Origin of the sequence: Pseudomonas sp. NFIX10, from assembly GCF_900111955.1 — a bacterium.
Classification (GTDB): Bacteria; Pseudomonadota; Gammaproteobacteria; order Pseudomonadales; family Pseudomonadaceae; genus Aquipseudomonas; species Aquipseudomonas fluorescens_AA.
Genome location: NZ_FOKH01000009.1, coordinates 1 through 23,856, shown reverse-complemented (window position 1 = coordinate 23,856; position 23,856 = coordinate 1). Strand labels below are relative to the sequence as shown.

The 23,856-nt window shown below is 60.4% G+C and carries 19 protein-coding genes and 3 pseudogenes; 11 read left to right on the top strand and 11 right to left on the bottom strand.

Going from position 1 to position 23,856, the window contains the following annotated elements; all coding sequences use genetic code 11:
• Window positions 1–23 precede the first annotated feature (23 nt).
• Together BM321_RS31285 and BM321_RS31280 are read left to right on the top strand one after the other, a co-directional pair.
• Window positions 24–521, top strand: a pseudogene (locus tag BM321_RS31285) (response regulator transcription factor); the annotation flags it as partial.
• The gene (locus tag BM321_RS31280) at window positions 522–1,382 is read left to right on the top strand and encodes a sensor histidine kinase (RefSeq protein ID WP_371856618.1); all 861 of its coding nucleotides are present in this window, start codon (window positions 522–524) and stop codon (window positions 1,380–1,382) included.
• Window positions 1,383–1,418: 36 nt separating this feature from the next.
• On the opposite strand, the gene BM321_RS10440 is transcribed toward BM321_RS31280, so the two are convergent.
• The gene (locus BM321_RS10440; protein ID WP_092442440.1) at window positions 1,419–1,928 is read right to left on the bottom strand and encodes an Lrp/AsnC family transcriptional regulator; all 510 of its coding nucleotides are present in this window, start codon (window positions 1,926–1,928) and stop codon (window positions 1,419–1,421) included.
• 199 nt (window positions 1,929–2,127) lie between these two features.
• On the opposite strand from BM321_RS10440, the gene BM321_RS10435 reads away from it, so the two are divergent.
• The 4 genes and pseudogenes from BM321_RS10435 to mdeB all read left to right on the top strand — a co-directional run bounded on the left by BM321_RS10435 (window position 2,128) and on the right by mdeB (window position 6,901).
• On the top strand, window positions 2,128–3,144 hold the full coding sequence (locus tag BM321_RS10435) for a 1-aminocyclopropane-1-carboxylate deaminase (RefSeq protein WP_060742854.1): 1,017 nt from the start codon (window positions 2,128–2,130) through the stop codon (window positions 3,142–3,144).
• Between the two features lie 136 nt (window positions 3,145–3,280).
• Window positions 3,281–3,739, top strand: a complete 459-nt coding sequence (locus tag BM321_RS10430) for a transketolase (RefSeq protein WP_092254844.1) — start codon at window positions 3,281–3,283, stop codon at window positions 3,737–3,739.
• An 88-nt stretch (window positions 3,740–3,827) separates the two neighbouring features.
• Window positions 3,828–4,208, top strand: coding sequence for a hypothetical protein (locus BM321_RS10425; RefSeq protein WP_256574997.1), 381 nt, complete (start codon window positions 3,828–3,830; stop codon window positions 4,206–4,208).
• Window positions 4,205–6,901, top strand: a pseudogene (mdeB, locus tag BM321_RS10420) (alpha-ketoglutarate dehydrogenase). The gene BM321_RS10425 and the pseudogene mdeB overlap by 4 nt, the downstream one beginning before the upstream one ends.
• Before the next feature lie 387 nt (window positions 6,902–7,288).
• On the opposite strand, the gene BM321_RS10410 reads toward mdeB, so the two are convergent.
• From BM321_RS10410 to BM321_RS10380, 7 genes are all read right to left on the bottom strand, one after another.
• Window positions 7,289–8,443, bottom strand: coding sequence for a M20 family metallopeptidase (locus tag BM321_RS10410; protein ID WP_092442438.1), 1,155 nt, complete (start codon window positions 8,441–8,443; stop codon window positions 7,289–7,291).
• Window positions 8,440–9,864: a M20 family metallopeptidase gene (locus BM321_RS10405; protein ID WP_092326113.1), complete on the bottom strand. Its 1,425-nt coding sequence runs from the start codon at window positions 9,862–9,864 to the stop codon at window positions 8,440–8,442. The genes BM321_RS10410 and BM321_RS10405 overlap by 4 nt, the downstream gene beginning before the upstream one ends.
• Window positions 9,861–10,850 (bottom strand): ABC transporter ATP-binding protein, encoded by a 990-nt coding sequence (locus tag BM321_RS10400; RefSeq protein WP_092442437.1) that lies wholly within the window; start codon window positions 10,848–10,850, stop codon window positions 9,861–9,863. Before BM321_RS10400 ends, BM321_RS10405 begins: the two co-directional genes overlap by 4 nt.
• The gene (locus BM321_RS10395) at window positions 10,847–11,863 is read right to left on the bottom strand and encodes an ABC transporter ATP-binding protein (RefSeq protein WP_092442436.1); all 1,017 of its coding nucleotides are present in this window, start codon (window positions 11,861–11,863) and stop codon (window positions 10,847–10,849) included. The genes BM321_RS10400 and BM321_RS10395 overlap by 4 nt, the downstream gene beginning before the upstream one ends.
• A gap of 29 nt (window positions 11,864–11,892) precedes the next feature.
• On the bottom strand, window positions 11,893–12,795 hold the full coding sequence (locus BM321_RS10390) for an ABC transporter permease (protein ID WP_092442435.1): 903 nt from the start codon (window positions 12,793–12,795) through the stop codon (window positions 11,893–11,895).
• 9 nt (window positions 12,796–12,804) lie between these two features.
• Entirely contained in the window at window positions 12,805–13,722 is a 918-nt protein-coding gene (locus BM321_RS10385; protein ID WP_064053624.1) for an ABC transporter permease, read from the bottom strand.
• A 105-nt stretch (window positions 13,723–13,827) separates the two neighbouring features.
• On the bottom strand, window positions 13,828–15,348 hold the full coding sequence (locus BM321_RS10380; RefSeq protein WP_092442434.1) for an ABC transporter substrate-binding protein: 1,521 nt from the start codon (window positions 15,346–15,348) through the stop codon (window positions 13,828–13,830).
• Between the two features lie 186 nt (window positions 15,349–15,534).
• Between BM321_RS10380 and BM321_RS10375 the strand changes: the two genes are divergently transcribed.
• The gene (locus tag BM321_RS10375) at window positions 15,535–16,449 is read left to right on the top strand and encodes a LysR substrate-binding domain-containing protein (RefSeq protein ID WP_072339293.1); all 915 of its coding nucleotides are present in this window, start codon (window positions 15,535–15,537) and stop codon (window positions 16,447–16,449) included.
• Window positions 16,450–16,556: 107 nt separating this feature from the next.
• Here the strand turns inward: BM321_RS10375 and BM321_RS29735 are convergent, their stop codons facing one another.
• Window positions 16,557–16,796 carry a hypothetical protein gene (locus BM321_RS29735; RefSeq protein WP_092490779.1) on the bottom strand — a complete coding sequence of 80 codons (240 nt, stop codon included), beginning with the start codon at window positions 16,794–16,796 and terminating at the stop codon, window positions 16,557–16,559.
• A 419-nt stretch (window positions 16,797–17,215) separates the two neighbouring features.
• Between BM321_RS29735 and gcvA the strand changes: the two genes are divergently transcribed.
• The 3 genes from gcvA to BM321_RS10360 all read left to right on the top strand — a co-directional run bounded on the left by gcvA (window position 17,216) and on the right by BM321_RS10360 (window position 19,813).
• Window positions 17,216–18,121 (top strand): transcriptional regulator GcvA, encoded by a 906-nt coding sequence (gcvA, locus tag BM321_RS10370; RefSeq protein ID WP_092442433.1) that lies wholly within the window; start codon window positions 17,216–17,218, stop codon window positions 18,119–18,121.
• A 68-nt stretch (window positions 18,122–18,189) separates the two neighbouring features.
• Window positions 18,190–19,017, top strand: coding sequence for a DMT family transporter (locus BM321_RS10365; protein WP_092442432.1), 828 nt, complete (start codon window positions 18,190–18,192; stop codon window positions 19,015–19,017).
• A 34-nt stretch (window positions 19,018–19,051) separates the two neighbouring features.
• Window positions 19,052–19,813 carry a glucose 1-dehydrogenase gene (locus BM321_RS10360; RefSeq protein ID WP_092442431.1) on the top strand — a complete coding sequence of 254 codons (762 nt, stop codon included), beginning with the start codon at window positions 19,052–19,054 and terminating at the stop codon, window positions 19,811–19,813.
• 46 nt (window positions 19,814–19,859) lie between these two features.
• Here BM321_RS10360 and BM321_RS10355 read toward each other — a convergent pair whose 3' ends face one another.
• Entirely contained in the window at window positions 19,860–20,837 is a 978-nt protein-coding gene (locus BM321_RS10355) for an aliphatic sulfonate ABC transporter substrate-binding protein (RefSeq protein WP_092442548.1), read from the bottom strand.
• Between the two features lie 144 nt (window positions 20,838–20,981).
• Window positions 20,982–23,114 (bottom strand): TonB-dependent receptor, encoded by a 2,133-nt coding sequence (locus BM321_RS10350; RefSeq protein WP_092442430.1) that lies wholly within the window; start codon window positions 23,112–23,114, stop codon window positions 20,982–20,984.
• A gap of 617 nt (window positions 23,115–23,731) precedes the next feature.
• Between BM321_RS10350 and BM321_RS30850 the strand changes: the two are divergent.
• Window positions 23,732–23,856, top strand: a pseudogene (locus tag BM321_RS30850) (IS110 family transposase); the annotation flags it as partial.

Genomic DNA, 23,856 nt, shown 5'->3' with positions numbered 1-23,856 from the left:
CCGTACCGACCGAAGCCAGCACGATGCACGAGCGATCGTCATCGAGCACGACAAGCACAACCGAGCAGCGTCACCTGCGTTTCGATGACGGTCGCCTTGGCAGTCGCAACGACCGGGTTTCGATCCAAGGCGCAGACGACGAGCAGCCCCCGGAACATGCCTCGCGATCCAGAGTGCTGGTGGTCGACGACAGCCCGGAGATGCTGGCCTATCTCAGCGAGCTTTTGCGAGACGATTACATCGTCGCCACCGCAACCGATGGCGAGCAGGCCTGGGCGCTGCTGCAGCTTCGACCCATCGATGTCGTGGTTTCGGATGTGATGATGCCGCAGCTCGACGGTTTCGGCCTGACAGCCAGGATCAAAGCCAGCGCCGGTTTTGCTCATTTGCCTGTGATCCTGGTGACCGCCCGTGGCGGTAGCGAGGCCTGCGTCTCCGGGCTGGAGAGTGGCGCCGATGACTACATCGCCAAACCCTTTTCGCCGCTGGAGCTCAAGGCTCGCGTACGCGCGGCGCTGCGCATGGGCCAGGTGCAAACCGAACTGCATGCAAAATCCCGTCAGGCGGGCATGGCCGAAATCGCGACGACGGTGCTGCACAACGTCGGCAACGTCCTCAACAGCGTGAACGTATCGGCAGAACTGGTCAGCAGGCAGATGCGCAGCTCCAAGGCCCAGGGGCTGGGCAAGTTGGCTCAACTGATGAACGAACACATCCATGACCTGAGCGATTTTCTCACCAAGGACCACAAGGGAAAGATGCTGCCCGACTACTTGCTCAAGTTGGCGGAGGTGGTGGCGGTAGAGCAACAGAGCATCATCGAAGAGCTCGGGCAACTCACCAAGGGCATTGACCACATCAAAACCATTGTCGCTGCCCAGCAGTCCTATGCCGTTGCCGTCAGTATTGTCGAGACCGTGCCGGTCGCAGAGTTGATCGACGATGCCTTGCGCATGAGTGCTGGATTACTGGCGCGCCAGGAGGTGACGATGGTCAAGGACATTGCCGACTTGCCCCTGCTGGCGTTGGACCGGCACCGGGTGCTGCTGATACTGGTGAACCTGATCGGCAATGCCAAGCAGGCATTGGACGGCGTAATCGATCGCAGCCCATGCGTCACGTTCAGCGCGTCCCTCGTTGACGGGGCCGTATTGCGCATCACGGTGGCCGACAACGGCAATGGGATTGCGCCTGAGCACCTGAAACGTATTTTTTCCCACGGCTTCACGACGCGCAAAGACGGTCACGGTTTTGGCCTGCACAGCTGCGCGCTGGCCGCGCAGGAAATGGGTGGCGGCTTGACCGTGCACAGCGACGGGGTTGGGCAGGGCGCAACCTTTACCCTTGATATTCCGCTTGATGCTTCGCTGAGTGAGCGATGAATACCGAACCGATGCCTGCTCGGTCTGATTGGAGCCTCAAAGGGGAATGTGGGTGGTCGACAAGACCTGGCGCAACCCCATGAACGAGCGAATCTGGCGAACGCCGGGCAGGTAAAGCAGTTGCTCCGCGTGGAGCCGGTTGAAGCTGTTGCTGTCCTTGGTTCGTATCAACATGAAGTAGTCGAACTCCCCCGTCACCACATGGCATTCCATGCAGCCGGACACTTTTTGTGCGGCCGCCTCGAATGCGGCGAAGGATTCCGGTGTGGAGCGGTCCAGCACCACGCCGATCAAGACCACCATCCCCGCATCCAGCGCTTCATTGTCCAGCAGTGCGACGATGTCCTTGATCAGGCCGACCTGCTTGAGTCGTTCGACACGCCTGAGGCAAGCCGGGGCACTCAGTTTCACCTTCTCTGCAAGTGCCACGTTGGAGATGGAGGCATCTCGTTGCAGGACCTTGAGAATCGCGCGGTCGGTTCGATCCAGTGGATGCGGCACCGAGGCCGCAGCAGCTGGCTTCTTGTGAGTATTTGTTGCTTTCATATTGAATTCCGCGCATTAAAAATAGGTTTTATGTTCTTTCATGGAAATTATGTTTTTATAAATGGCAGAAACTTGCAACACATATTTTTCGAATTCTTCTTAATATTGAACTCATCGAAGCCCCTCCTGAAAGAGCCTGGAATGTGGCCTTTTCACTTTCGGTCTGGCGCTTGGATATCCAATATCGAGGAGCAGAGTCATGAACCTGAATCGTTTTAAACGTTATCCATTGACCTTCGGTCCTTCTCCCATCACGCCCTTGAAGCGTCTCAGTGAACATCTGGGTGGCAAGGTCGAGCTGTATGCCAAGCGTGAAGACTGCAACAGTGGCCTGGCCTTCGGCGGGAACAAGACACGCAAGCTCGAATACCTGATTCCCGAAGCGATCGAGCAAGGCTGCGATACGCTGGTCTCTATCGGTGGCATCCAGTCGAACCAGACCCGCCAGGTCGCTGCAGTCGCTGCCCACTTGGGCATGAAGTGCGTGCTGGTGCAGGAAAACTGGGTGAACTATTCCGACGCGGTGTATGACCGGGTGGGCAACATCGAGATGTCGCGCATCATGGGGGCGGACGTGCGGCTTGACGCAGCAGGTTTCGATATTGGTATCCGGCCAAGTTGGGAAAAGGCCATGAGCGATGTCGTGGAGCAGGGTGGCAAGCCGTTCCCGATCCCGGCGGGTTGTTCCGAGCATCCCTATGGCGGCCTTGGGTTCGTGGGCTTTGCCGAGGAAGTGCGGGAGCAGGAAAAACAACTGGGGTTCAAGTTCGACTACATCGTGGTCTGTTCCGTGACCGGCAGTACCCAGGCCGGCATGGTCGTCGGTTTCGCCGCGGACGGCCGTTCGAAGAATGTGATCGGCATCGATGCCTCGGCCAAGCCAGAGAAAACCAAGGCACAGATCCTGCGTATCGCCCGGCATACCGCGGAACTGGTGGAATTGGGCCGCGAAATCACCGAAGAGGACGTGGTGCTCGATACGCGGTTCGCCTATCCGGAATACGGTTTGCCTAACGACGGTACGCTGGAAGCCATTCGCCTGTGCGGCAGCCTGGAAGGTGTGCTGACCGATCCGGTGTACGAAGGAAAATCCATGCACGGGATGATTGAAATGGTCCGCCGTGGCGAGTTCCCCGAAGGCTCGAAAGTGCTTTACGCGCACTTGGGCGGGGCGCCGGCGCTGAATGCCTACAGCTTCCTGTTCCGCAACGGCTGATTCACGCCAATGAGCTGTAGGCGAGCGCTTGCTCACGAAGCGGTGGGGCAGTTGGCATTTAGGTTGAATGTACGGCCTCATCGTCGGATCGCCGCTCGGAGCGAGCCGCTGCAACCCAACCGCCGGGAGTACCGCCATGCATGCGATATCGCAATCCGCAGTCTGGATCAAGGAACCTTCGGCGGATGCCGGGGTGGTTATCGTGACCAGCGCCGCGCTGCCCAAGTACATGATCGACAAGCTGCACGTGACGATAGATGACTGGGATCAGGTGGCTTATCTGGCCGTCAAGCAGTCCGAGGCGTTGCTGGTCGACTGGTTGCGGGTCGGGTCCAGCCCGGAGCCGTCCGCCGGGGGCGACGCGTGTTATGCCAGCCAGCTGTTGCGCGCCGTCCCCCACGGCAGCTTTTTACTGGAAGTCGGCACGGTGCCTGGCCTGACCTGGCTGGGATCCGTATGCGGCCACCCGCTGCGTGTCGTCGAACTGGGAACGATAGCCTCATCCACCGCGGCGATGGATCGACAGGTGGAAGAGGTGCTATCGGCGACCCGGAGTCTGGCGAAAAGCGTGCTGCAGGCGCGCGGCGTCATTTAGCCCAGTCCTCGTCAATTCGCCTGTTGAAACCAGAAAGGCAACGCTTATGAGCCGAACCGCCGAGGGGCGTACCCACGCAATGAGGTGGATGCGCGAGCCTTCCAGTTGTACGCGTATCGTGGTCATCGTGAGCGGACTCGATAGCGATCATATTGATCTGATCCATCAGGGGTTCAGCTGTTTTGACAATGTCGCGCTGATCCATGTCGATACGATGAGCACCGCGACTGGCAAGCTCGTTGGCGTGCAAATGGCCAAGAGTGACTACAGTTTTGTGGTGCTCGGTGAACTGGATGAGCGCTTCTTGCACGACCTTTCCATTGGTCAGCCCTGCCTCTACCCAGTCGCACCGGACGAGGCGGCCGAACGCTCCGTCATTGCCGCGGTGGAGCAGGTAAAACGCCTCGCCCGAGGCAGCCACTCGCGCCACCTTGAAGTGATACCCGACACCTGCAGGAGTTGCTTATGAACCTGTCCGATCTCCATGCCCAATGGCCGGGCCCGGCTGCCGAGGATGAAGAAATGGCCGAGTGGCGTGAGGCTTTGCTCTCGGTCGCGGCCCATGGCGGCACGGGCCGGGCCAAACAGATCCTCGACATGCTGCTGGCCGTGGCAAGCACTTCGGACATCGGCTGGCGGCCCAGCCATGGCACCCCTTACATCAATACCATCAGCGTTGAGCGGCAACCGGTGTTTCCAGGGGATTTGGCCATCGAAGAGCGTCTGGCATCGATCATGCGCTGGAATGCCCTGGCGATGGTTGCCCGGGCCAATCACGCCTACGGCGAATTGGGTGGACACATCGCCAGTTATGCCAGCGCGGCGGATTTGTTTGAAGTGGGTTTCAACCATTTCTTCAAGGCGCGCACCCCAACCGGCGGCGGCGATCTGGTGTTCTACCAACCGCACTCGGCGCCAGGCGTCTATGCCCGGGCGTTCCTCGAAGGACGCCTGGAAGAAAAGGATCTGCAGCACTATCGGCAGGAGATCGGCGCGCGCGCCAATGGCGCCCGGGGGTTGTCGAGTTACCCGCACCCCTGGTTGATGCCGGACTTCTGGCAGTTCCCGACGGGCTCCATGGGGATCGGTCCGATCAGCTCGATCTACCAGGCGCGTTTCATGCGTTACCTGGAGCACCGCGGCCTGTAAAAGACTTCGGGGCGAACCGTCTGGGGCGTGTTTGGCGACGGTGAAATGGATGAACCGGAAAGCATGTCGGCGTTGACCCTGGCGGCGCGCGAAGGGCTGGATAACCTGGTCTGGGTGATCAACTGCAACCTCCAGCGCCTGGACGGCCCGGTGCGTGGCAACGGTCGCATCATCGACGAACTCGAGGCGTTGTTCGGCGGCGCGGGCTGGAACGTGATCAAACTGGTGTGGGGTTCCGACTGGGACAGATTGTTTGCCCAGGATAAAGACGGCGCGTTGGTCAGGGCATTGTCGGCCACGGTCGATGGCCAGTTCCAGACATTCGCGGCCAAGGATGGGCGTTTCAACCGTGAGCATTTCTTCGGCCAGGACGAAGCCCTGGCGCATTTGGCCCAAGGCCTGAGCGACGAGCAGATCGACCGCCTCAAGCGCGGTGGTCATGACTTGGTGAAGATCTTTGCCGCGTATCAAAGCGCGATGCTTGAGGGCAAGAAACCTACGGTCATCCTGGCCCAGACCAAGAAAGGCTTCGGCATGGGCGACGCCGGGCAGGGCAAGATGACCGTGCACCAGCAGAAGAAACTCGACAGTGAGGCGTTGATCGCGTTTCGCAACCGTTTCAACCTGCCGTTGACCGATGAGCAGGCCATCTCCCTGAGTTTCTTCAAGCCGAGCGCCGACAGCGCGGAAATGCGCTACCTGCATGCACGCCGCCAGGCGTTGGGCGGCTACATGCCGGCGAGACCTTCGGCCAGCGAGTCATTGGCCGTGCCCGACGTAACCAGCTACGCCGGGTTTGCCATCGCCGCCCAAGGCAAGGAAATGTCCACCACCATGGCCTTCGTGCGGATGCTCAGCGGTTTGCTCCGGGACAAGCAACTGGGTCCGCGCATCGTGCCGATCGTGGCGGATGAGGCGCGTACGTTCGGCATGGCCAGCCTGTTCAAGCAGATCGGCATCTACTCCAGCGTGGGGCAGCGTTACGAGCCGGAGGACATTGGTTCGATCCTCAGTTATCGGGAAGCCCTGGACGGGCAGATTCTCGAAGAGGGCATCAGCGAGGCGGGGGCGATCAGTTCCTGGGTTGCTGCCGCGACCAGCTATTCGGTGCATGGTCTGCCGATGCTGCCGTTCTACATCTATTACTCGATGTTCGGCTTCCAGCGCATCGGCGACTTGATCTGGGCGGCGGCGGATCAACGGGCCCGCGGTTTTCTGCTCGGTGCCACCGCAGGCCGTACGACATTGGGTGGCGAAGGTCTGCAGCACCAGGACGGCAACAGTCATCTGATGGCGGCGATGGTCCCCAATTGTCGGGCTTACGATCCAGCATTCGCCGGCGAGTTCGCGGTGATCCTGGATCACGGCATGCGCCAGATGCTGGAACGTCAGGTGGACGAGTTCTATTACGTCACCTTGATGAACGAGAACTACCCGCAGCCCACCCTTCCTGAAGGTGTCGAACAGGCCATTATCCAGGGCATGTATCTGTTTGCCCGGCATGAAGTCGAGGGCGCCCGTGGACGTGTTCAGTTGTTGGGCTCCGGCGCCATCCTGGGCGAAGTGATTGCCGCCGCCGAGTTGCTGGCGAGCGATTGGGGAATCGACAGTCAGGTCTGGAGCGTTACCAGCTTCACCGAATTGGCCCGGGAGGCACGGGAAGTGGAGCGCTGGAATCGACTGCATCCCGGACAACCTGCCAAGCGCAGTCATGTTCAAGAATGCCTCCACGACTCGTCGCCCATCATTGCCTGTACCGACTACGTACGCGCCTTGCCCCAGTTGATCGCCAGCTATCTCGATGGCCATTACACCGTGCTCGGCACCGACGGGTTTGGCCGCAGCGATACCCGCAGCCAACTGCGCAGGTTCTTCGAAGTGGACCGCCACCAGATCGTCCTGAGTGCGCTGACCTCCCTGGTGCATGACGGGCGTCTGGACGCCAGTGTCTGTGCCGAGGCCATTGAACGCTACGCCATTGACGTTGACGCCGTGGCCCCTTGGGACGCTTGAGGTCGGCTTCATCCTGTGGGAGCGGGCTTGCTCGCGAAGGCGGTGGTTCAGTCACAGAGATGTTGGCTTGCTGGCCTCATCGCGAGCAAGCTCGCTCCCACAGGTTTTTGTGTCGTGTGCAGATGCTGTGAACACCCCGCGAATCCATGTGGGAGCGAGCCTGCTCGCGATAGCGGTGGATCAGTCACAGGGATGTCGGGCTTGCTGGCCTCATCGCGAGCAGGCTCGCTCCCACAGGTTTTTGTGTTGTGTGCGGATGCTGTGAACCTGCGCAACCCTCTGTGGGAGCGAGCCTGCTCGCGATAGCGGTGGTTCGGCTACATAGCGGCTGGACGTGTGTCCTACTGTTGTTCTTGCTTTGTACTTCGATCTCGACGCCCCGTTATCTCAACTGCTCTCGCCAACAGCCAGGATGGTCGCCACCAACGCCTGGGCGCGAGGCACCAGCGTGTCCAGTTCCAGATATTCACGATCGGTATGGACTTTGCCACCCACCGGCCCGAGGCCACACAGGGTTGGAATGCCCAGGCTGGCGGTGAACCCGGAGTCGGCGCAACCGCCGGTGAACTCGCCTTCGACGCTGAAACCCAGTGCCAGGGCTTTCTGTTGGTAGATGTGCAGCAATCGTTCGCTGTGACGGGCCTCCATCGGTAGAAAGGTGGTCGCTTCCTTGAGGATGGCGTGGGTGCCGATCAGCTCTTCTTCGGCGACGATGGCCAGGATTGCGCTAAGGATTTGATCCCAGTGCTTGAGTTCGATGAAGCGCACATCCAGCCGGGCCGAGGCGCTCGGTGCGACGGTGTTGCTGGACGTGCCCCCGGATATCAGGCCCACATTAGTCGTGATGCCTGCCGAGTAATCGGTCAAGGCATGGAGCTTGACGATCTTGCGTGCCAGGGCCTCGATGGCGCTGGCGCCGTCGGCATGGTTGACCCCGGCATGCGCCGCGCGCCCGAAGACTTCGATGATCAGCGTGGCACCGCCTTTGCGTGCGCTGACCACGTTGCCACTGGCCCGGCCGGGTTCGGTATTGAGCACGGCGCGGGCGGCACGGGCTGCCTGTTCGATATGGCGCCTGGCGCTGCCGGAGCCGATTTCTTCGTCACCGGTGTACAGGACCTGCACCGGATAGGGCAACGGGCCGGCGCGCTTGAGTGCCTTGAGGGCGAAGCAATTGAGCACCAGGCCGCCTTTCATGTCGGCGACGCCGGGGCCAAAGGCGAGGTCGCCATCGCGGCTGTAGCCGCGCGTCGCGGTGGTGCCTTTGGGGAACACCGTGTCGCGATGGCCCAGCAGCAACACCGGCTTTCCAGGTTCGCCTGGCACTTCGGCGAGCATCACGTCGCCAAAGCCATCGACCGGCATACGCTTGAGCAGGATGCCGTCGGCTTCCAGTTCAGCCGCGAGCAGCGCCCCCACCGCGTCGACGCCCGCCTTGTCATAGCTGTTGGAGTCGGTGTCGACGATACGCTGCAGCAACGCTTCCATGGCGTGGCGCTGGTCGGCAAGCCAGTCCAGCGCCTGTTGTGGCATGGCATTCATTGCGCCTGCTCCCGCAACTGATGTTCCTGGGTCAGACGTGCCGCGTCGTTGCCCAGGTCCCAGAACAGCCCGGCCATGATTTGCAGGCTTTCCTTGACCACCGGTGCCAGCAAGTGCTCGTTCGGTGCATGTTGCGAGCAGGCCGGGTACGAGTGCGGCACCCACAAGGTTGGCAGGCCGAGCACGTCCGCGAACACATCGTTGGGCAGCGAGCCACCGAGGTTTGGCAGCAACGCGGGTTTTTTCCCAGTGGTCTGTGCCAAGGAGCCGAGTGCCCAACTGACCCATGGGCTTTGCGGATCCAGCCGAGTGGCATGCATCACCTCGACGTGGCTTTGCTTGACCTCGACATGGCTGAAACCATGAGCATCCAGGTGGGCACGCACAGCCGGGATAAAGGTCGTGTAGTCGCTGTTCACCACGAAACGGATATGGCAGTGGGCATTGGCCTTGCCGGGGATCGCATGCACGGGGGCGTCGGGGTTGCCGGTCTTGAAGGCGATGACGTCGAGGGTGTTCCAGCCGAACACCTTTTCGCTCAGGGAGAGCTCGGGGTTACCCCAGTTGGCGTCGATTTCCGGATCGCCCGGTCCGCCACCGACATCAATATCGGCCAATGCCTGGCGAACCGGCTCGGGCAGTGTCTTGGGCATCAGGCCCGCCACTTTCACCCGACCGTGCTCATCGACCATGCTCGCGATGGCATTGGCCAGAATGATCCCGGGGTTGGCCAGCAACCCGCCCCAGTTGCCAGAGTGATGGGCGCCTTCGCGCAGATTGACCACCAGCTCGAAGTTGAACACCCCCCGTGAGCCGAGAAAAATCGTCGGTCGTGATGCCGCCAGGCGCGGGCCGTCCGAGGCGATGAACACATCCGCCGCGAGCTCGTCGCTGTGGGCGGCACAGAACGCGTTCAAGCCCGGCGAGCCTTCTTCTTCGCCCATTTCCAGCAGCAACTTGACGTTGAACCCCAGCTTGCCGTCGCGAGCCTTGAGGGTTTGCTCCAGCGCGGTCAGGTTGATCAGGTGCTGGCCTTTGTTATCCGCCGTGCCGCGACCGTACCAGCGATCGCCCTCGGCAATGACTTGCCACGGCGACAGGCCCTCACGCCATTGGGCTTCATAGCCGCGCACCACATCACCGTGGCCGTAGCTGAGCACGGTCGGCAGTTCCGGATGCTCGATGCGTGTGGCGATCATGAAAGGACCGCGTTCTGCCACCGGGTTGTCATAGATCTTGACGCTGAAGCCCATAGCCTCGACATGCGGGGTGATGAAGTCATGGAGGTAGCGATACAACTCGGGCCGGCTGTCCGTTGCCTGGCTTTCGGTGTGCAAGGCGACGCTGCGTTCGAGCAGATTGAAAAATGCGCCGTTATCAAATTGCTCGGTGGTGTTGCTGATGGCCAGTGAACGACTCATGAGTGGACGAGCTCCAGTGTTTGGGCGGGACTGTCGTGAAGGTGGCAACGCACGTTGCCGCCGATAATCGAATCATTGGCCGGGTAGGCCGTCTTGCAGGGAGCGAAGCAGCTCGGGCAGCGCGGATGGAAGGTGCAACCGGAGGGCGGTGACATCGGGTTGGGGAAGGAACCGCGCAGGCCGATTTCGGGAATGCCCAGGCGCGGATCGGGGGTGAGCACCGAATCCAGCAAGGCGCGGGTATACGGGTGACCGGGTTCAGCGAACAACGATTGGCGAGTACGTTCTTCGACGATGCGCCCCAGGTACATCACCGCGACCCGGTCGGCGAGGTGTTCGATGACCGCCAGGTTGTGGCTGATCAGCAGATAGGTCAGGCCGAATTCGCGCTTGAGGTCTTGCAGCAGGTTGAGAATCTGCGCCTGCACCGACACGTCCAGCGCCGAGGTGGGTTCGTCGCAGATCAACACGTCAGGGCGCATGATCAACGCCCGGGCAATGGCCACCCGTTGCCGCTGGCCGCCGGACAGTTGGCTCGGATAGCTGTCGATGACCCGCTTGGGCAGGCCCACCACATCGAGCATCGCTTCGGTCTTCTTGCGCCGCTCGGCGGGGCTGCCGATGTCATGCACGATCAGCGGCAGGGTAATGATTTCCCGCAGTGTCTTGCGTGGGTTCAGCGAGGAATACGGGTCCTGGAATATCGGCTGGATGTGCCGGGACATTTCCTTGCGATCCGTCGCCGCCAGGTGTTTGCCATTGACCAGCACGTCGCCGCTGGTCGGCGCCAACAGACCGAGCAGGAGCTTTGCCAGGGTACTTTTTCCGCAACCGGACTCACCCACCAGGCCGAGGGTCTCGCCACGCATCAGGCGCAGGGAAACACCATCCACGGCTTTCAGGGTGGCGGCGGGTTTGAAAAAGCCCTTGTTGATCCGAAACTCGCGACGGATGTCACACAGCTCCAACGTGATGTCTTTTTTCATGACCTTGCGCGCTCCAGAAGGCGAATCGGTGCCGGAGCCGGTGCGGCGAACAGGCAGCGCGCCATGTGTCCGTCCTGCTCGATTTCGGGGATGTCTTGCGCGCAGGCCGCTATCGCTTGAGCGCAACGATTGCGGAACGCACAACCCTGCTGTTCGCCCACCAGGCTTGGCACCAGCCCTGGAATCGAACCCAGGGCCTCGCCCGGTTTGGTCCGGCCAGGGATTGGAATACTGGCCAGCAGACCGCGGGTGTACGGATGCTGCGGGTTCTCGAACAGTTGCAGGGCAGGGGCGGTTTCGACGATTTCCCCGGCGTACATCACCGCGACCCGATCGGCGATCCGTGCCACCAGCCCAAGGTCGTGGGTGATGAAGATCACCGCCAGGCCGAGCTCTTTCTGAATGTCGCGGATCAAGCGCAGGATCTGCGCCTGGATGGTCACGTCCAGGGCCGTGGTGGGCTCATCGGCGATGATCAGGTCCGGCTCGCACATCAACGCCATGGCGATGATCACCCGCTGGCGCAAACCGCCAGACAGTTGATGCGGGTACTGGCGCAAGCGTTCGGTGGCGTTGCTGATACCGACTTTCTCCAGCATTTGCGCGGCGCGAGCCAGGGCATCCTTGCGCGACACCTTGCGATGCTGAGTCAGCACTTCGCTGAGCTGATCGCCAATGCTGTAGGCCGGGTTCAGCGAGGTCATCGGTTCCTGGAAGATCATCGCCAGACGGTTTCCGCGCAGGTCGCACATGCGCCGTTCGCTCTGGCCGATCATGTCGATACCGTCCAGTGTCAGCCGCGACGCGGTGCGTTTGGCCTTGCGTGGCAACAGGTCCATCAGCGCCAGCGACGTCAGGGATTTACCGCAGCCGGATTCGCCGACGATGCACAACATTTCACCGCGTTCGACTTCAAAATTCAGACCGCGCACGGCATGCAGCATGTCATCCGGCGTCGGGCTGTTGCCCATGGGGATGTCCACGCGCAGGTTTTCAACATGGAGTAGTGCCATGTTCGGTACCCTCTATTAGTAAGGCCGTCTCAGTTGCGGCCGTCGGGCAGGATCAGATCGCGCAGGCCATCGCCGACCAGGTTGATGCCCAGCACCAGAATCATCAGGGCGACGCCAGGAATGGCGATGACCCACGGGGAAAAGAACATGTAGGGTTTGCCTTCAGCGATCATCAAGCCCCAGGACGGCGTCGGCGGTTGCACGCCAACGCCGAGGAACGACAGGGCCGACTCCAGCAGGATCGCGTGGGCCATTTCCAGGGTCGCGACGACGATTAGTGCGCCGACCAGGTTGGGCAGAATCTCACTGACCAGAATGCGCAGGGTCGAGCAGCCCAGCGCCTGGGCCGACGCGACATATTCAGCATCGCGAATCTGTTGCACCGAAGCCCTGACCACCACCGCGAAGCGATCCCATAACAGGCAGCCCAGCAGCACGATCACCACTTTCAGCGAGCCGCCCATCAACGAGGCCGAGGCCAGCGCGACCATCACCACCGGCATCGCCAGCCGGGTGGTGATCAGGTAGCTGATGAACGCATCGACCTTGCCGCCGTAGTAACCCGCCAACAGCCCCAGGACGGTGCCGATAAAGCCGGAAATCAGCGCCGCCGCAATGCCGATGAACAGCGAAATACGAGCGCCGTAGAGCAGTCGCGACAGGTAGTCGCGGCCCAGCTTGTCGGTGCCGAGAACGTATTCCCAGGTGCCGTTGGCCATCCATATCGGCGGTTTCATGCGCAGCATCACGTCTTGCGCGTAAGGGTCATGAGGCGCCAGCCACGGGGCGAAGAGCGCGCCGGTGAAGATGATCAGCAACAACACCGTGCCAATGGCGAAACCACGATGGCGAAAGCTCTTGCCAAGGACTCGGCTCAGGCTGCTGGGGGGTGGCAGGTAGTCATTGATCGCGAGGGTAGTGGGGGTGCTCATGTAAGCCTCCTAGCGCACGCGGATGCGCGGGTCGAGCAGTGCGTTGAGCACATCGGCCAGCAAGGTGAGGATGATGTAGATCACCGCAATCAGCAGGACCACGGCCTGGACCACCGGAAAGTCGTCACGGGCGATGGCGTCCCAGGCGAGTTGTCCGATGCCTTGCAGGGAGAACACGGTTTCGATCACCACCGAACCGCCGAGCATGAAGCCGAACTCCACCGCCGCCAGCGCGACGACCGGAATCAAGGCGTTGCGCAGTGCGTGTTTGAACAACACGCGGGCAGGGCGCAGGCCCTTGGCGCGGGCGGTGCGGATGTAATCGGAGCTGAGCACATCAAGCATGCCGGCACGGGTCAGGCGCATGATCGCCGGCGTCGCGTAGTAGCCCAGGGCGATGGCCGGCATGACGAAGTGCAGCAGGGTCGAATTGCCGGACACCGGCAGCCACTTGAGCGTCACGGCGAACACCACGATCAACATCAACGCAAACCAGAAACTGGGCATGGCCTGGCCCAGTACGGCAATGCTCAAGGCCAGTCGGTCGATCCAGGTGTCGCGTTTGACCGCGGCCAGCACGCCCAGTGGAATTGCCACCAGCAAGGCGATGCCCAGCGCCATGGCCCCTAAGCCGAGGGTAATGGGCAAGCGGCTGGCGACGAGGTTGTAGACCGATTCCTGAAAGAAAAACGAGTTGCCCAAGTCCAGCCGCAGCAAATCGCCCAGCCAGTTGAAGTACTGGGTCGGTAGCGGTTTGTTCAAACCGTATTGCACGCGGATCTGTTCGATCTGTTCGCTGGTGGCTTCCGGTCCGCCAATGGCCGTGGCCAAGTCACCGGACAGGTGCAACAGGGAAAAGCTGATCACCGACACGGTAATGGCGACGCAAATAGCGATGCCCAGCCGGCGCAGAAGGAATCCAAGCATGGCAAGTTTCCTCATATCCAATGGATGGCAGGTGTGAGGAGGTGTCCGTGGTGCGGGTTGGTCCGCAAGTCACGGCACCTCTCGATCAATCCGCTCGGTTGCGGATCACTTCCAGCTGGACTGAACGAAACGCGGCAGCTCATCCGGGTACGACGTGAACGCCAGTTCGGAGGTGTAGGCGTAGTTCATCGAGTAGTTGAACAGCGGCGCCCAATACGCCTGTTCGCTGATGCGCTGCAACGCCTTGCGGTAGTTCTCCTTGCGCAATTGCGGGTCAAGGGCGTTGTCAGCGGTCTGCAACCAACCCTGGACTTGCGGATCCTTGATGTTGTCGTCCGGGTTGCCCTTGAACCAGGTGCCGGCCGACGCCGAGGTGTCGAGGATCGAGAACGAGCCCCAGGCCTGAAACGACATGGGCACCTTGCCGCCACGTTGCTGATCGCGCAGGGCGGCGTACTTCAAGAAGCGGAGCTTGGCGTTGATGCCTACGGCGCGCAGGTTGCCGATGATGGCTTCGACGTAGTCACGGTCGCGATAAGCGAAGATTTCGGTCTCGAAGCCATTTGGGTAACCGGCTTCGGCGAGCAGCGCCTTGGCCTTGGCCGGGTTGTAGTCGTAGACCGTGGCCGCGGAGGTATCGCAGCCGAACTGGCCTGGATAACAGGCAACCTGCAAGGGCTTGGCTTCGCCCCCCACCAATTGCGTGGCCAGCGCATTGCGGTTGATCGCATGGTTGATGGCCTGACGCACCTTGAGGTTTTTCATGGGCGAGTTTTCAGTGGAGGTGCCCCGGGCATCAAGAATCAGGAAGCCGATGCGCATGGTTTCGCCGCTGGTCACGGTCAGGTTCGACATACCTTTGAGGTCGACCGCCTGATCCGGGGTCACACGCCAGGTCCAGTCGACACCGTCGGTCATCAACTCGGCCAGGCGGGTTTCGGCATCCGGGATCACCCGGAACTTGAGGTGGCCGATATGGGGCTTGCCTTGTGGGCTGTCTGGAAAGTAGTCCTTGTTGATCTCCATGGTCACGCCTTCGCCAGCCACCACCGACACGGCTTTATACGGTCCGGTACCGATTGGCTTGCGGCTGAATTCGGCCAGGCCGACCTTCTCGAAATACTGCTTGGGGAACATCGGAACGGCGTTGGACAGGTATTCCAGTGCCGGAGGGAAGGGCTTCTTCAAATGCAGGCGGACGCTGTAGTCACCGGTTTTTTCGGCGCTCTTGATCCAGTCCACGTTTTGCACGGTCACGACTTTCGCTTCGGGCGACACCACGTAGTTGAGGGTGAACACCACGTCGTCGGCGGTGAAGGCGTCGCCGTTGTGAAATTTGACGTCTTTGCGCAGCTCGAAGTCGATGGTGGTGTCGTCGACCTGTGTCCAGCGGGTGGCCAACATGGGCTTGTATTCGCCGCTGTTGGGATCGCGGTAGATCAGGTTGTCCCAGATCAGCCGGCCGAGAATCACGCCTTCGCGTAGATCGTTGTGATAGGGGCTGATGTTTTCAGGCTCGCTGTCGGAAGCGTAAACCAGGGTGTCGTTGGCTTTACCGGCATGAGCCGGAAAACTGCTGATGATGCCCATCAGCGCGATAGTGCAGGCGAAACCTTTGATGCCCATGCCGTCGTCTCCGTTGGCGAGAGTGGTTGAATCAAAGGGCAGCGAATCGCAAAAGCGGAAAGGAGGGTAAAAAGACCAGGTCATGTTTTTTTTGATCTGGACACGAATGTAGGGAAAGGCTATCAATGCCACAAGAATAATATTTCGATACTTCCTTTGCCGAAAAGGCAAGCCTTGGGGGCGCCGATGCAGCTGTATGGTGTGCAGTCCACGGCACTGCGCTATTTTCTTGAAGTGGCGCGATGCGGATCGATCAGCGAAGCCTCGGTACGGCTGAACGTCGCGGCGTCAGCGGTGAGCCGGCAGATTGCCAAGCTTGAATTGGCCCTGGACGCCAGCCTGTTCGAGCGTCGTGCCCGGGGCATGGTGCTGAGCGAGGCGGGGGTACGACTGGCGGCTTATGCGCGCAAGTCGCAGCTTGAAGCCGAGCAGGTGGTGCTGGAAATTACCGAGCTGCATGGCTTGCAACGAGGTCATGTGCATGTCGCCTGCTCGGAAGGATTTGCGCTGGAATACATGCCCAGGACCATCAGCGCGTTCCGGCGTGAGTATCAGGGCATTCATTTCACATTGGAGGTCTGTGCGCCTGCCGAAGCGACCGAGAAGGTTCGCTCCGGCGAAGCCGATCTGGCGATGACCTTCAGCCTGACGCCGCAAAAGGAAATCAAGGTCGAACATGTCCTGAGCGGGGCGATTTTTGCCGTGGTCTCCAACGCTCATCCTTTGGCCGGGCGCGAAGCGGTCAGCCTCGCTGAGTTGCAACCCTGGCCCATTGCATTACCCAAGGCCGACACCACGATACGGCAACTGTTCGACATCTGTTGCGGCGTACAGGGGTTGTTGTTCGACCCGGTGTTGACCACTAATTACGTTGCCTCGCTCTATAGCTTCGTCCGCGAAGAGGGGGGGATCAGCCTGGCCAGCGAAATGACCTTGCACAAGCAGGTGGCGGACAAGGCACTGCAATGCTTGCCGATCCTCGATGAAGGCATGCATGCGCGGCGCATCGAACTGCAAAGCATGGCTGGGCGCAATCTACCGGCAGCGGTTTGTGCATTCAGGGATTTTCTGATTGCGGATCTGGCGAAAGCCAAGCTCTGAGCCGGGTGAGCGTGCTTTCAATGCCATTCGATTTTTTGACCATCAGCCGCCGGCCCTCTCCGCCGAGCGGCCAATGAACCTCTGTTGCCGACGAAAAAACCGTAATGCTACGGCTGGACGGTGCTCTTGGTGGAAACGATTTTGCCGTAGCCTTCCATTGGCGGCGTTTCGACCACCCACATACGCTCGCTGCGACATTTGAACTTCACCCCTTTGCGCGGCACCATGACTCTGGTCGTCTCCATGCACATTGCCCTGGTGGCGAAGGTAGGTCCCGGTTTGCGTTCCTCGATACAGCCTTCGATGCCGCTGCAGATCGTCATCACAACAAAGTAAACAGTCATCATCTCGGTATTGCTCCCTTGCGCGATGCGAGTGATTACAGCCTGTAGTCCAGGTCGGCTGGCCTAACGTTCTAGCGGGGGTTGCCTGCGGATAATGAGCTTCGATTCAAATCGCCAGCAATGGCACGTTGGTACCGCGCGTCGGGAAACTGTCGCTGTATTAATATATTTTTATTTCATCGTTTTTTATGCCAATAACTTGGCGTCATCCGCGCGCGGGGAACGGGTAAAGGCGGGTCCATGAATATCCAAAAACCTTGTGGAGAACCCTGTGGGAGCCGAGCTTGCTCGCGATAGCGTCGGCACATTCAAAACCTGATTGCAGGCTGACCCAGCGCCAGCAAGCCAGTCGCTGCTCAGCTTGCCTACAACAGACGATGCAAAGGCGCTAGCATGAGCGTTTACTCATAGAAGGGAACATCATGCGCAACCTTCCTCCTTCTTCGAGCCTGCGCGCCTTTGAAGCCGCTACGCGGCACGCCACGTTCACCGCGGCAGCAGAGGAGTTGCATGTCACACAGAGCGCAGTGAGCCACCAGCTCAAGCATTTGGAACAGCTCTGGGGATTGCAACTGTTTCATCGCGGTAACTCGCTGCACCTGACCTCCGCAGGCGCAGCGCTTGCGCCCATCGTGCGGGAGTTCTTCATGAAGCTCGAGGCCACCTTGGCCGATTTGCGCGAGCAGAACGGGCGGCAGCGGCTGAGTGTGAGCACGACCTATTCTTTCGCCTTGAAGTGGTTGCTGCCCAGGCTTCCTGATTTGGCGCAAGCGCATCCGGAAATCCTGCTTACCCTGGACAGTACCGATAGCCCCATTAACTTCTCGACGACAGACCCGGACGTGGCTATCCGCCTGGGCAGCGGGCATTTCCCTTCGCTGTTTTCAGAATTCCTGTTCCGCGAGCAGATTTTCCCTGTCGCCAGCCCAGCGTTGCTTGCACGCTTTGGCACGCCTCAAACGGCCGCCGAATTGCTGCGCTATCCACTGCTTACGCGCGATGGCGCAGCGTTGGTACCGAAATGGGAGCAATGGTTTGCCCAGGTGGGCGTCGAGGTCACGACCCTGAAGGAAAGCATTCGCTACGCAGATACCAATATGACCATCGAGGCGGCGCTTTTGGGACAAGGTATCGCGCTGGCACGCAGCGGGCATGTCGAAGCCGAGCTCAATGACGGCCGTCTAGAAAGGCTTTTCGAACTGCCGTGCGCATCGCCCCTGGCGTATTACTTCGTATGCCCCAAAGGAATCGAGGCTCAGCCTCATATCACCCGCTTTCGTCGTTGGCTGGTGACCCAGGCCCTGGACGCTCAGCACACTTATACATGAGGTTTTCCTCATGCAGGGATGAAGAGACTTCGCTTTTTCAGCGCGACTCGCTCGGTCTAGGATGATGCATGCCCTTACACATCATCTGCCTCGTCTTGTTCGCCGCGCTGCTACACGCCAGTTGGAATGCCATGCTGCGTGGGGGAGCCGACCGTTTGTGGTCCATGACCATCATGTGCATGGCGATAGCCTTGGCGAGCGCCATCGTGGCGGCGCTACTGGCGCCGCCGGCCCGTGCCAGCTGGTTCTGCGCCGGCCTCTCCGCTGTATTGCACGTGGGTTACAACCTGTTCCTGGTGCGCAGTTACAAGTCTGGCGACCTGGGCCAGACCTATCCCATCGCCCGCGGTGTGTCCCCGATCCTGATTGTCCTCGCCGCTTCGCTGTTCGCGGGCGAGCGCGTGGCGCCGAGTGGACTGCTGGGTATTGCGTTGGTGTCGACCGGAATCCTCTCGCTGGCTTATACCGGGCGCCGGCGGGCGCTGCCTGACTTGCCCTATCCACTGGGCACCGGTTTTTTCATTGCCGCCTACAGCGTTGTCGATGGCATAGGTGTGCGCCTCTCCGGGGCGCCAATGGCCTACACCGCCTGGATGTGCCTGTTGTGGGGCGTGATGATGCCCCTGGTCTATATCGGACTGCGAGATGCCAGGAGCCTCTTTGCCTTGCGGCCAGGTATCGCCGTGTCCTTCGCTGGCGGGCTGGTTTCATTGCTGGCCTACGGCGTCGTGATCTATGCCATGGCCCATGCCCCGATGGGGGCGGTGTCCGCCCTGCGCGAAACCAGTGTCATGTTCGCCGCTTTGATCGGGTACGCCTTTCTTGGCGAAGCATTGACCTTGCGCAAGCTGTTGGCCTGCGTCGTCATTGCCCTCGGTACGCTGGTGATCGGCTGACGCTGCTTTTTTCATTGGGCTGTGAGGATTGACCATGAATGACCGTTCGCAAAACCCCGTGATCCTGATCACCGGAGGCGGGCGCGGGATCGGGGCGGCGACCGCCCTGCTGGCCGCTGAGCAAGGTTACGATGTCGTGCTGACCTACATCGCCGATGAGGCGTCGGCGTTGGCGGTGGCAGCGCAAATCGAGGCCAAGGGGGGCCGTGCCTTGGCGGTGCGTGCCGATAACGCCGACCCAGCACAGGTCGCCGAACTCTTCGCCACCCTTGACCTGCGCTTCGGACGAATCGATGTGCTGGTCAACAACGCTTCGATATTGGCACGCCAATCTCGCTTGGAGGATCTTGGCTTCGAGCGCATGCAGCGAATCTTTGCGGTCAACACCTTGGGCCCGATGCTCTGCGCGCAACACGCGACCCGGCGCATGGCCTACCGTTATGGCGGGCGTGGCGGCGCGGTCATCAATATCTCTTCAGCGTCAGCCCGCCTCGGTAGCCCGAATGAATACGTGGACTACGCAGCATCCAAGGGTGCGGTTGAAACGTTTACGACCGGTTATGCCAAGGAAGTGGCCCGGGAGGGTATTCGTGTCAACTGCGTTCGACCCGGGCATATCTATACCCAGATGCATGCGAGTGGGGGAGAGCCGGGCAGGGTCGACCGGGTGAAGGAGACGATCCCCATGGGGCGTGGCGGCCAGCCGGAGGAGGTCGCGCGGGCCATTCTCTGGTTGGCGGGGCCGCAGGCTTCGTTCGTGACGGGTACCTTCCTGGATGTGACCGGAGGAAAGTAGACCGGCTATCGAGCTCTTCTTTCAAAAGGCGTGGTCTGGCACCGTGTCAAGGTGCCCAGATTCCCACATCGCGGGCATCCACCGACTTGGGCAACAGCCCGGCGGCGAAAAAGGCATCGGCGATTTTCTGCTGTTCATCCAGTTGGTCGGCTTTTACCGGTTGTACCTGGTAACTGCGATGGGCGTTGGCCGCTTCGACCGTTTCCACATCGAGATTGCCCCACAACGGGCCCAGGACCTGCGCCGCGTCGCGGGGATGGTGCTTGATCCAATCGCCAGCGTCCCGCAGTTGCTCGTATACCACCTTCAGCACTTCAGGGTGCGCCTTGGCGTAGGGGGTGCTGGTCAGGTAATAACGCTTGTAGCTGGCCAGCCCGCTGCCGTCAGCCAGGGTTCGCGTCGGTAGCTGCCGCTGCACACCGCTGAGGAACGGTTCCCATGTGACCCAGGCATCGACTTTATGATTCTCGAATGCCGCCCGGCCATCCGCAGGGGACAGGTAGGCTGGTTGGATGTCCGAGAACTTCAGGCCTGCCTGGTTCAGGGCCGCGATCAACAGGTAGTGGGCACCCGCCGCCTTGGTGACAGCGACTTTCTTGCCTTTCAAATCCGCCAGTTGCTGCAAGGGGGAATCCTTGGCCACGACAATGGCCTGGGCCGAGGGCGAGGGGGCTTCCTGTGCGAAGTAAGTCAGCTTGGCCTGCGCGGCCTGAGCGAATATCGGCACGGTATCGGCCACGTCGGCGCTGACGTCGACATTACCGACATTCAATGCTTCCAGCAGTGGCAGGCCGCTGGGGAACTCGTGCCAGCTCACGTCGATGTCTGCCTGGGCGAGCGCCTTGTCCAGTTTGCCTTGGGTTTTCAGCAGCGTAATCAGGGTCGATGATTTCTGGTAACCGATGCGCAGGGTTTCCCGAGCCTGGGCCGGGAGCGTAAGAGTGGACAGGACCAGTGCAACGACCAGGCCGGTCAGAGCGGGGTGATGCAATATCGCCAGGGGATGGTTGATGAGTCTTGACATGGCTTGCTCGACATTGACTAAGGGATGGATGAACACCACGGAATCCTATGGTTATAAAAACCAATTTATAAATACTTTTTGTGCATTAGCTTAGGCGTCTTTGCACTCGTCAAAACGGCCACTGCTGGCCAATTGCGCGGGGCCTCAGAGGTCGTAGCGCACCGACAACAAAAGGGTTCGCGGATCGTTGACGGAGTAGTAGCGAGCACCGCTTGCGGGCACATAACCGACCGCTTGCGGGTAGGCGCGGTCGAGCAGGTTTTTCACCGACAGTGTGGTCGTCCAGTGCCCGTCGCCGGAGATGTAGCGGGTGTTGGCGTTCCAGAAGGTCTGCTGGGGGATTTCCTGGACATCGTCGTTCAGCGCATTGGCATAGGACTTGGTCTGGAATTGCGCATCGGTGCCAGCCAACCAGGTGCCGGGCAAACCCGCCGGGATGGTGTAGTTGAGGCCGACACTGGTGTTCCAGCGCGGCGAGTACACCAGTTGCTTGCCGTTGGCATCGATCCCGGCGCCGCTGGCGTTTTCGAAGTCATCGTACTGGCTTTGCAGGTAGCCAAGGTTGAACGTCAGTTGCAGGTCGTTGGTCAGCGCACTGAGGGTTTCCAGTTCGACGCCGTAGGTGTGGGCCTGGCCCACGTTGGTCCGCAGGCTGACGCCCAGCGCCGGGTCATAAGCGTTGGTTTGCAGGTCCTTGTAGTCGTTGTAGAACAGTGCGAGGTTGGCGCGCAGGCGACGGTCGAAGAAGTCGCCCTTGAAGCCGGTTTCCCAGGTGGTCACGTCTTCGGGAGAGAATGCTTGCTCGGCGGCGGCCTGGGTCGGCGCGCGGTTGTCGTAGCCGCCGGCCTTGAAGCCTTTGGCGACGTAGGCGTACTGGTTGAGGTGTGGCGTCCAGGCGTATTCGAAGCCGAGTTTCGGGCTGGTGGATTGCCAGGATTTGCTGGAGTCGGCGCTGAAATTGGTGCCGGTGATCTGCCGGTCGGTGTTGACCACGTAGTTGGTGTAGTCGAAGTTCTTGTGTTCGCGGGTGAACCTTAGGCCGGCGATCAGCGACAGTTGTTGCGTGACTTTGTAACTGCCCTGGCCATACAACGCATAACTTTCGGTATTGGTCGTGCTGTATTGACCCTGGCCGATCACTCGGTTGCGCGCAATCGAGTAAGTCAGGCTGTCTCGCTCGGCATCGAATTTTTCCCGGTACAGGTACAGGCCGGTGCTGAAGCTGAAATCGTCGTAGTCGCCGTTGAGCTGGAACTCCTGGGTGGCATAGTCCTGCTTGTAGGTGATCAGGCTGTTCTGAATGAGGGCCGCCTGCCCGGAATTGTCATAGTCCACCGGTTGGTTGAAGGCTGAGTAGGCGGTCACCGATTTGAAACTCAGATGATCGTCGAGGGTGTAGATCGCCCGCAGCACCGAGCTGCCCTGGTCGAGACGGTTCTTCGGATTGAGGCTGCTGTAGCTCTTGAACTTGTCGAAGTGGCCGTCGGCATCGAAGGGGGTATAGCTGGTGGTGTCGCCGCGGTCGAAAGTGCCGGCCAGCGTCAGTTGCACATCCCAGGGCGAATCGATGGGGTTGAAACGCAACTTGCCGCGGTAGGACTGCAGGTCGACGTTATTCACGTCCTCGCCGCGGGTGGGGTTGGAGACGGTGCCGTCACGGGTCAGGCGAATCGCCGAAAAGCTGCCGAACAGGGCGTTGTCTACCAGTGGGCCGCTGATCAGCAGTCGACCGTTCTGGGCGTTGTAGTTGCCGGCGCCAAGCTCGAAGAAACCACGGGTTTCCTGGGTCGGGTCGCGGGTGATCACGCGGATCGCGCCGGCGCTGCTGTTGCGCCCGTAAAGCGTGCCTTGGGGGCCACGCAGGACCTCGACGCGCTCGACGTCGTTGAAGTCGAGCATCGAGGAAATCGCCCGTGGGATGTACAGGTCATCGGCGTAGACCGCCACGGCGGCTTCCTGGATCGGATCGGTCTCGCCGATGCCTCGAATCCCGTAGGTCTGCGCGCTGTAGGAGATCGACTGGCGGCTGAGGGTCAGGTTCGGGACCTGCCCGGAAAGGTCGCGGATGCTCTTGATCTGCTTGTCCTCGAGGGCGTTTTCATCGAACGCGGAAATCGCCAGCGGGGCTTTCTGCAAGTCCTCGCTGCGGTGTTCTGCGGTAACGGTGACAACGGGGAGGGCACCCTCCCTGGTGTTTTCTTCGGCGTGGGCCGACAGCCCGAACAAGGCCAGCGATACGGCCACTGCCAAGCGGTGTGAAGTGAAGGTGTCGTGCATGGTGAACCCCTGGTGTGGAGATGCTGCGTGGGTGTGGTCTTTTTTTGGGCAAAGCGTTGCCGTGGTCATGGCGGTGAACGCCATGGCGGCGGTGGCTCGGGCCGGTTTCAGGTTTGGGTGTGCAAGTGACCGTGGAGTGGTGTCGGCCGGAAAAACATAGCGTTCCGAGAGCCTCCACCTGGTCAGGGGTCGGTGATGGTTGTAACAGTATTTGTATAATAAGGCGCTGTAAAAGTCCGATTTGTTATAAGTTAATTATAAAAAATATGCATTAAGTTTATAGGCTAAATGCGTAAATCTGATGTTTTGGTTGTGCCCAGAACACACCCTGTGGGAGCGGGCTTGCTCGCGAAGACGGTGGTCCAGTCGACGCCCATATCGACTGACACTCCGCCATCGCGAGCAAGCTCGCTTGTATGGTAGGACTTGAAGGGGGGAGGAGGGACAAAGCTCGATTCTGACTGTTAGCCGCAGTACAGACCGTGGGAGATTTCACCCCTCCTCCTTTCACCCAAGCGCCGATAAAGAATGCATCTGGCCTAGACCGACGATAGGAACAAGCCTGCGCCTCTGGGTGAACCCTTCAAGTGTTCAAACCTTAGCCCGGAGGATTTTCAATGGCAATGCCGGTTTCTGTCGCAAAGCCGATCGTGGGTGTTGATGTCGCCAAAGATGAGTTGGTGATTTATCACGCACAAACAGATCGACTGGAAGCGCTCCCCAACACCAAGGCAGCGATCAA

Bases quoted from the DNA above. Each gene is read 5' to 3' on its own strand.
- BM321_RS10435 (WP_060742854.1), top strand. From the start codon at position 2,128: ATGAACCTGAATCGTTTTAAACGTTATCCATTGACCTTCGGTCCTTCT.
- BM321_RS10355 (WP_092442548.1), bottom strand. From the start codon at position 20,837: ATGTCAAGACTCATCAACCATCCCCTGGCGATATTGCATCACCCCGCT.
- BM321_RS10405 (WP_092326113.1), bottom strand. From the start codon at position 9,864: ATGAGTCGTTCACTGGCCATCAGCAACACCACCGAGCAATTTGATAAC.
- BM321_RS31280 (WP_371856618.1), top strand. From the start codon at position 522: ATGGGCCAGGTGCAAACCGAACTGCATGCAAAATCCCGTCAGGCGGGC.
- BM321_RS10380 (WP_092442434.1), bottom strand. From the start codon at position 15,348: ATGGGCATCAAAGGTTTCGCCTGCACTATCGCGCTGATGGGCATCATC.
- BM321_RS10440 (WP_092442440.1), bottom strand. From the start codon at position 1,928: ATGAAAGCAACAAATACTCACAAGAAGCCAGCTGCTGCGGCCTCGGTG.
- BM321_RS10410 (WP_092442438.1), bottom strand. From the start codon at position 8,443: ATGAATGCCATGCCACAACAGGCGCTGGACTGGCTTGCCGACCAGCGC.
- gcvA (WP_092442433.1), top strand. From the start codon at position 17,216: ATGCGCAACCTTCCTCCTTCTTCGAGCCTGCGCGCCTTTGAAGCCGCT.
- BM321_RS10395 (WP_092442436.1), bottom strand. From the start codon at position 11,863: ATGGCACTACTCCATGTTGAAAACCTGCGCGTGGACATCCCCATGGGC.
- BM321_RS10400 (WP_092442437.1), bottom strand. From the start codon at position 10,850: ATGAAAAAAGACATCACGTTGGAGCTGTGTGACATCCGTCGCGAGTTT.
- BM321_RS10390 (WP_092442435.1), bottom strand. From the start codon at position 12,795: ATGAGCACCCCCACTACCCTCGCGATCAATGACTACCTGCCACCCCCC.
- BM321_RS10425 (WP_256574997.1), top strand. From the start codon at position 3,828: ATGCGCGAGCCTTCCAGTTGTACGCGTATCGTGGTCATCGTGAGCGGA.
- BM321_RS10360 (WP_092442431.1), top strand. From the start codon at position 19,052: ATGAATGACCGTTCGCAAAACCCCGTGATCCTGATCACCGGAGGCGGG.
- BM321_RS10385 (WP_064053624.1), bottom strand. From the start codon at position 13,722: ATGCTTGGATTCCTTCTGCGCCGGCTGGGCATCGCTATTTGCGTCGCC.
- BM321_RS29735 (WP_092490779.1), bottom strand. From the start codon at position 16,796: ATGATGACTGTTTACTTTGTTGTGATGACGATCTGCAGCGGCATCGAA.
- BM321_RS10350 (WP_092442430.1), bottom strand. From the start codon at position 23,114: ATGCACGACACCTTCACTTCACACCGCTTGGCAGTGGCCGTATCGCTG.
- BM321_RS10430 (WP_092254844.1), top strand. From the start codon at position 3,281: ATGCATGCGATATCGCAATCCGCAGTCTGGATCAAGGAACCTTCGGCG.
- BM321_RS10365 (WP_092442432.1), top strand. From the start codon at position 18,190: ATGCCCTTACACATCATCTGCCTCGTCTTGTTCGCCGCGCTGCTACAC.
- BM321_RS10375 (WP_072339293.1), top strand. From the start codon at position 15,535: ATGCAGCTGTATGGTGTGCAGTCCACGGCACTGCGCTATTTTCTTGAA.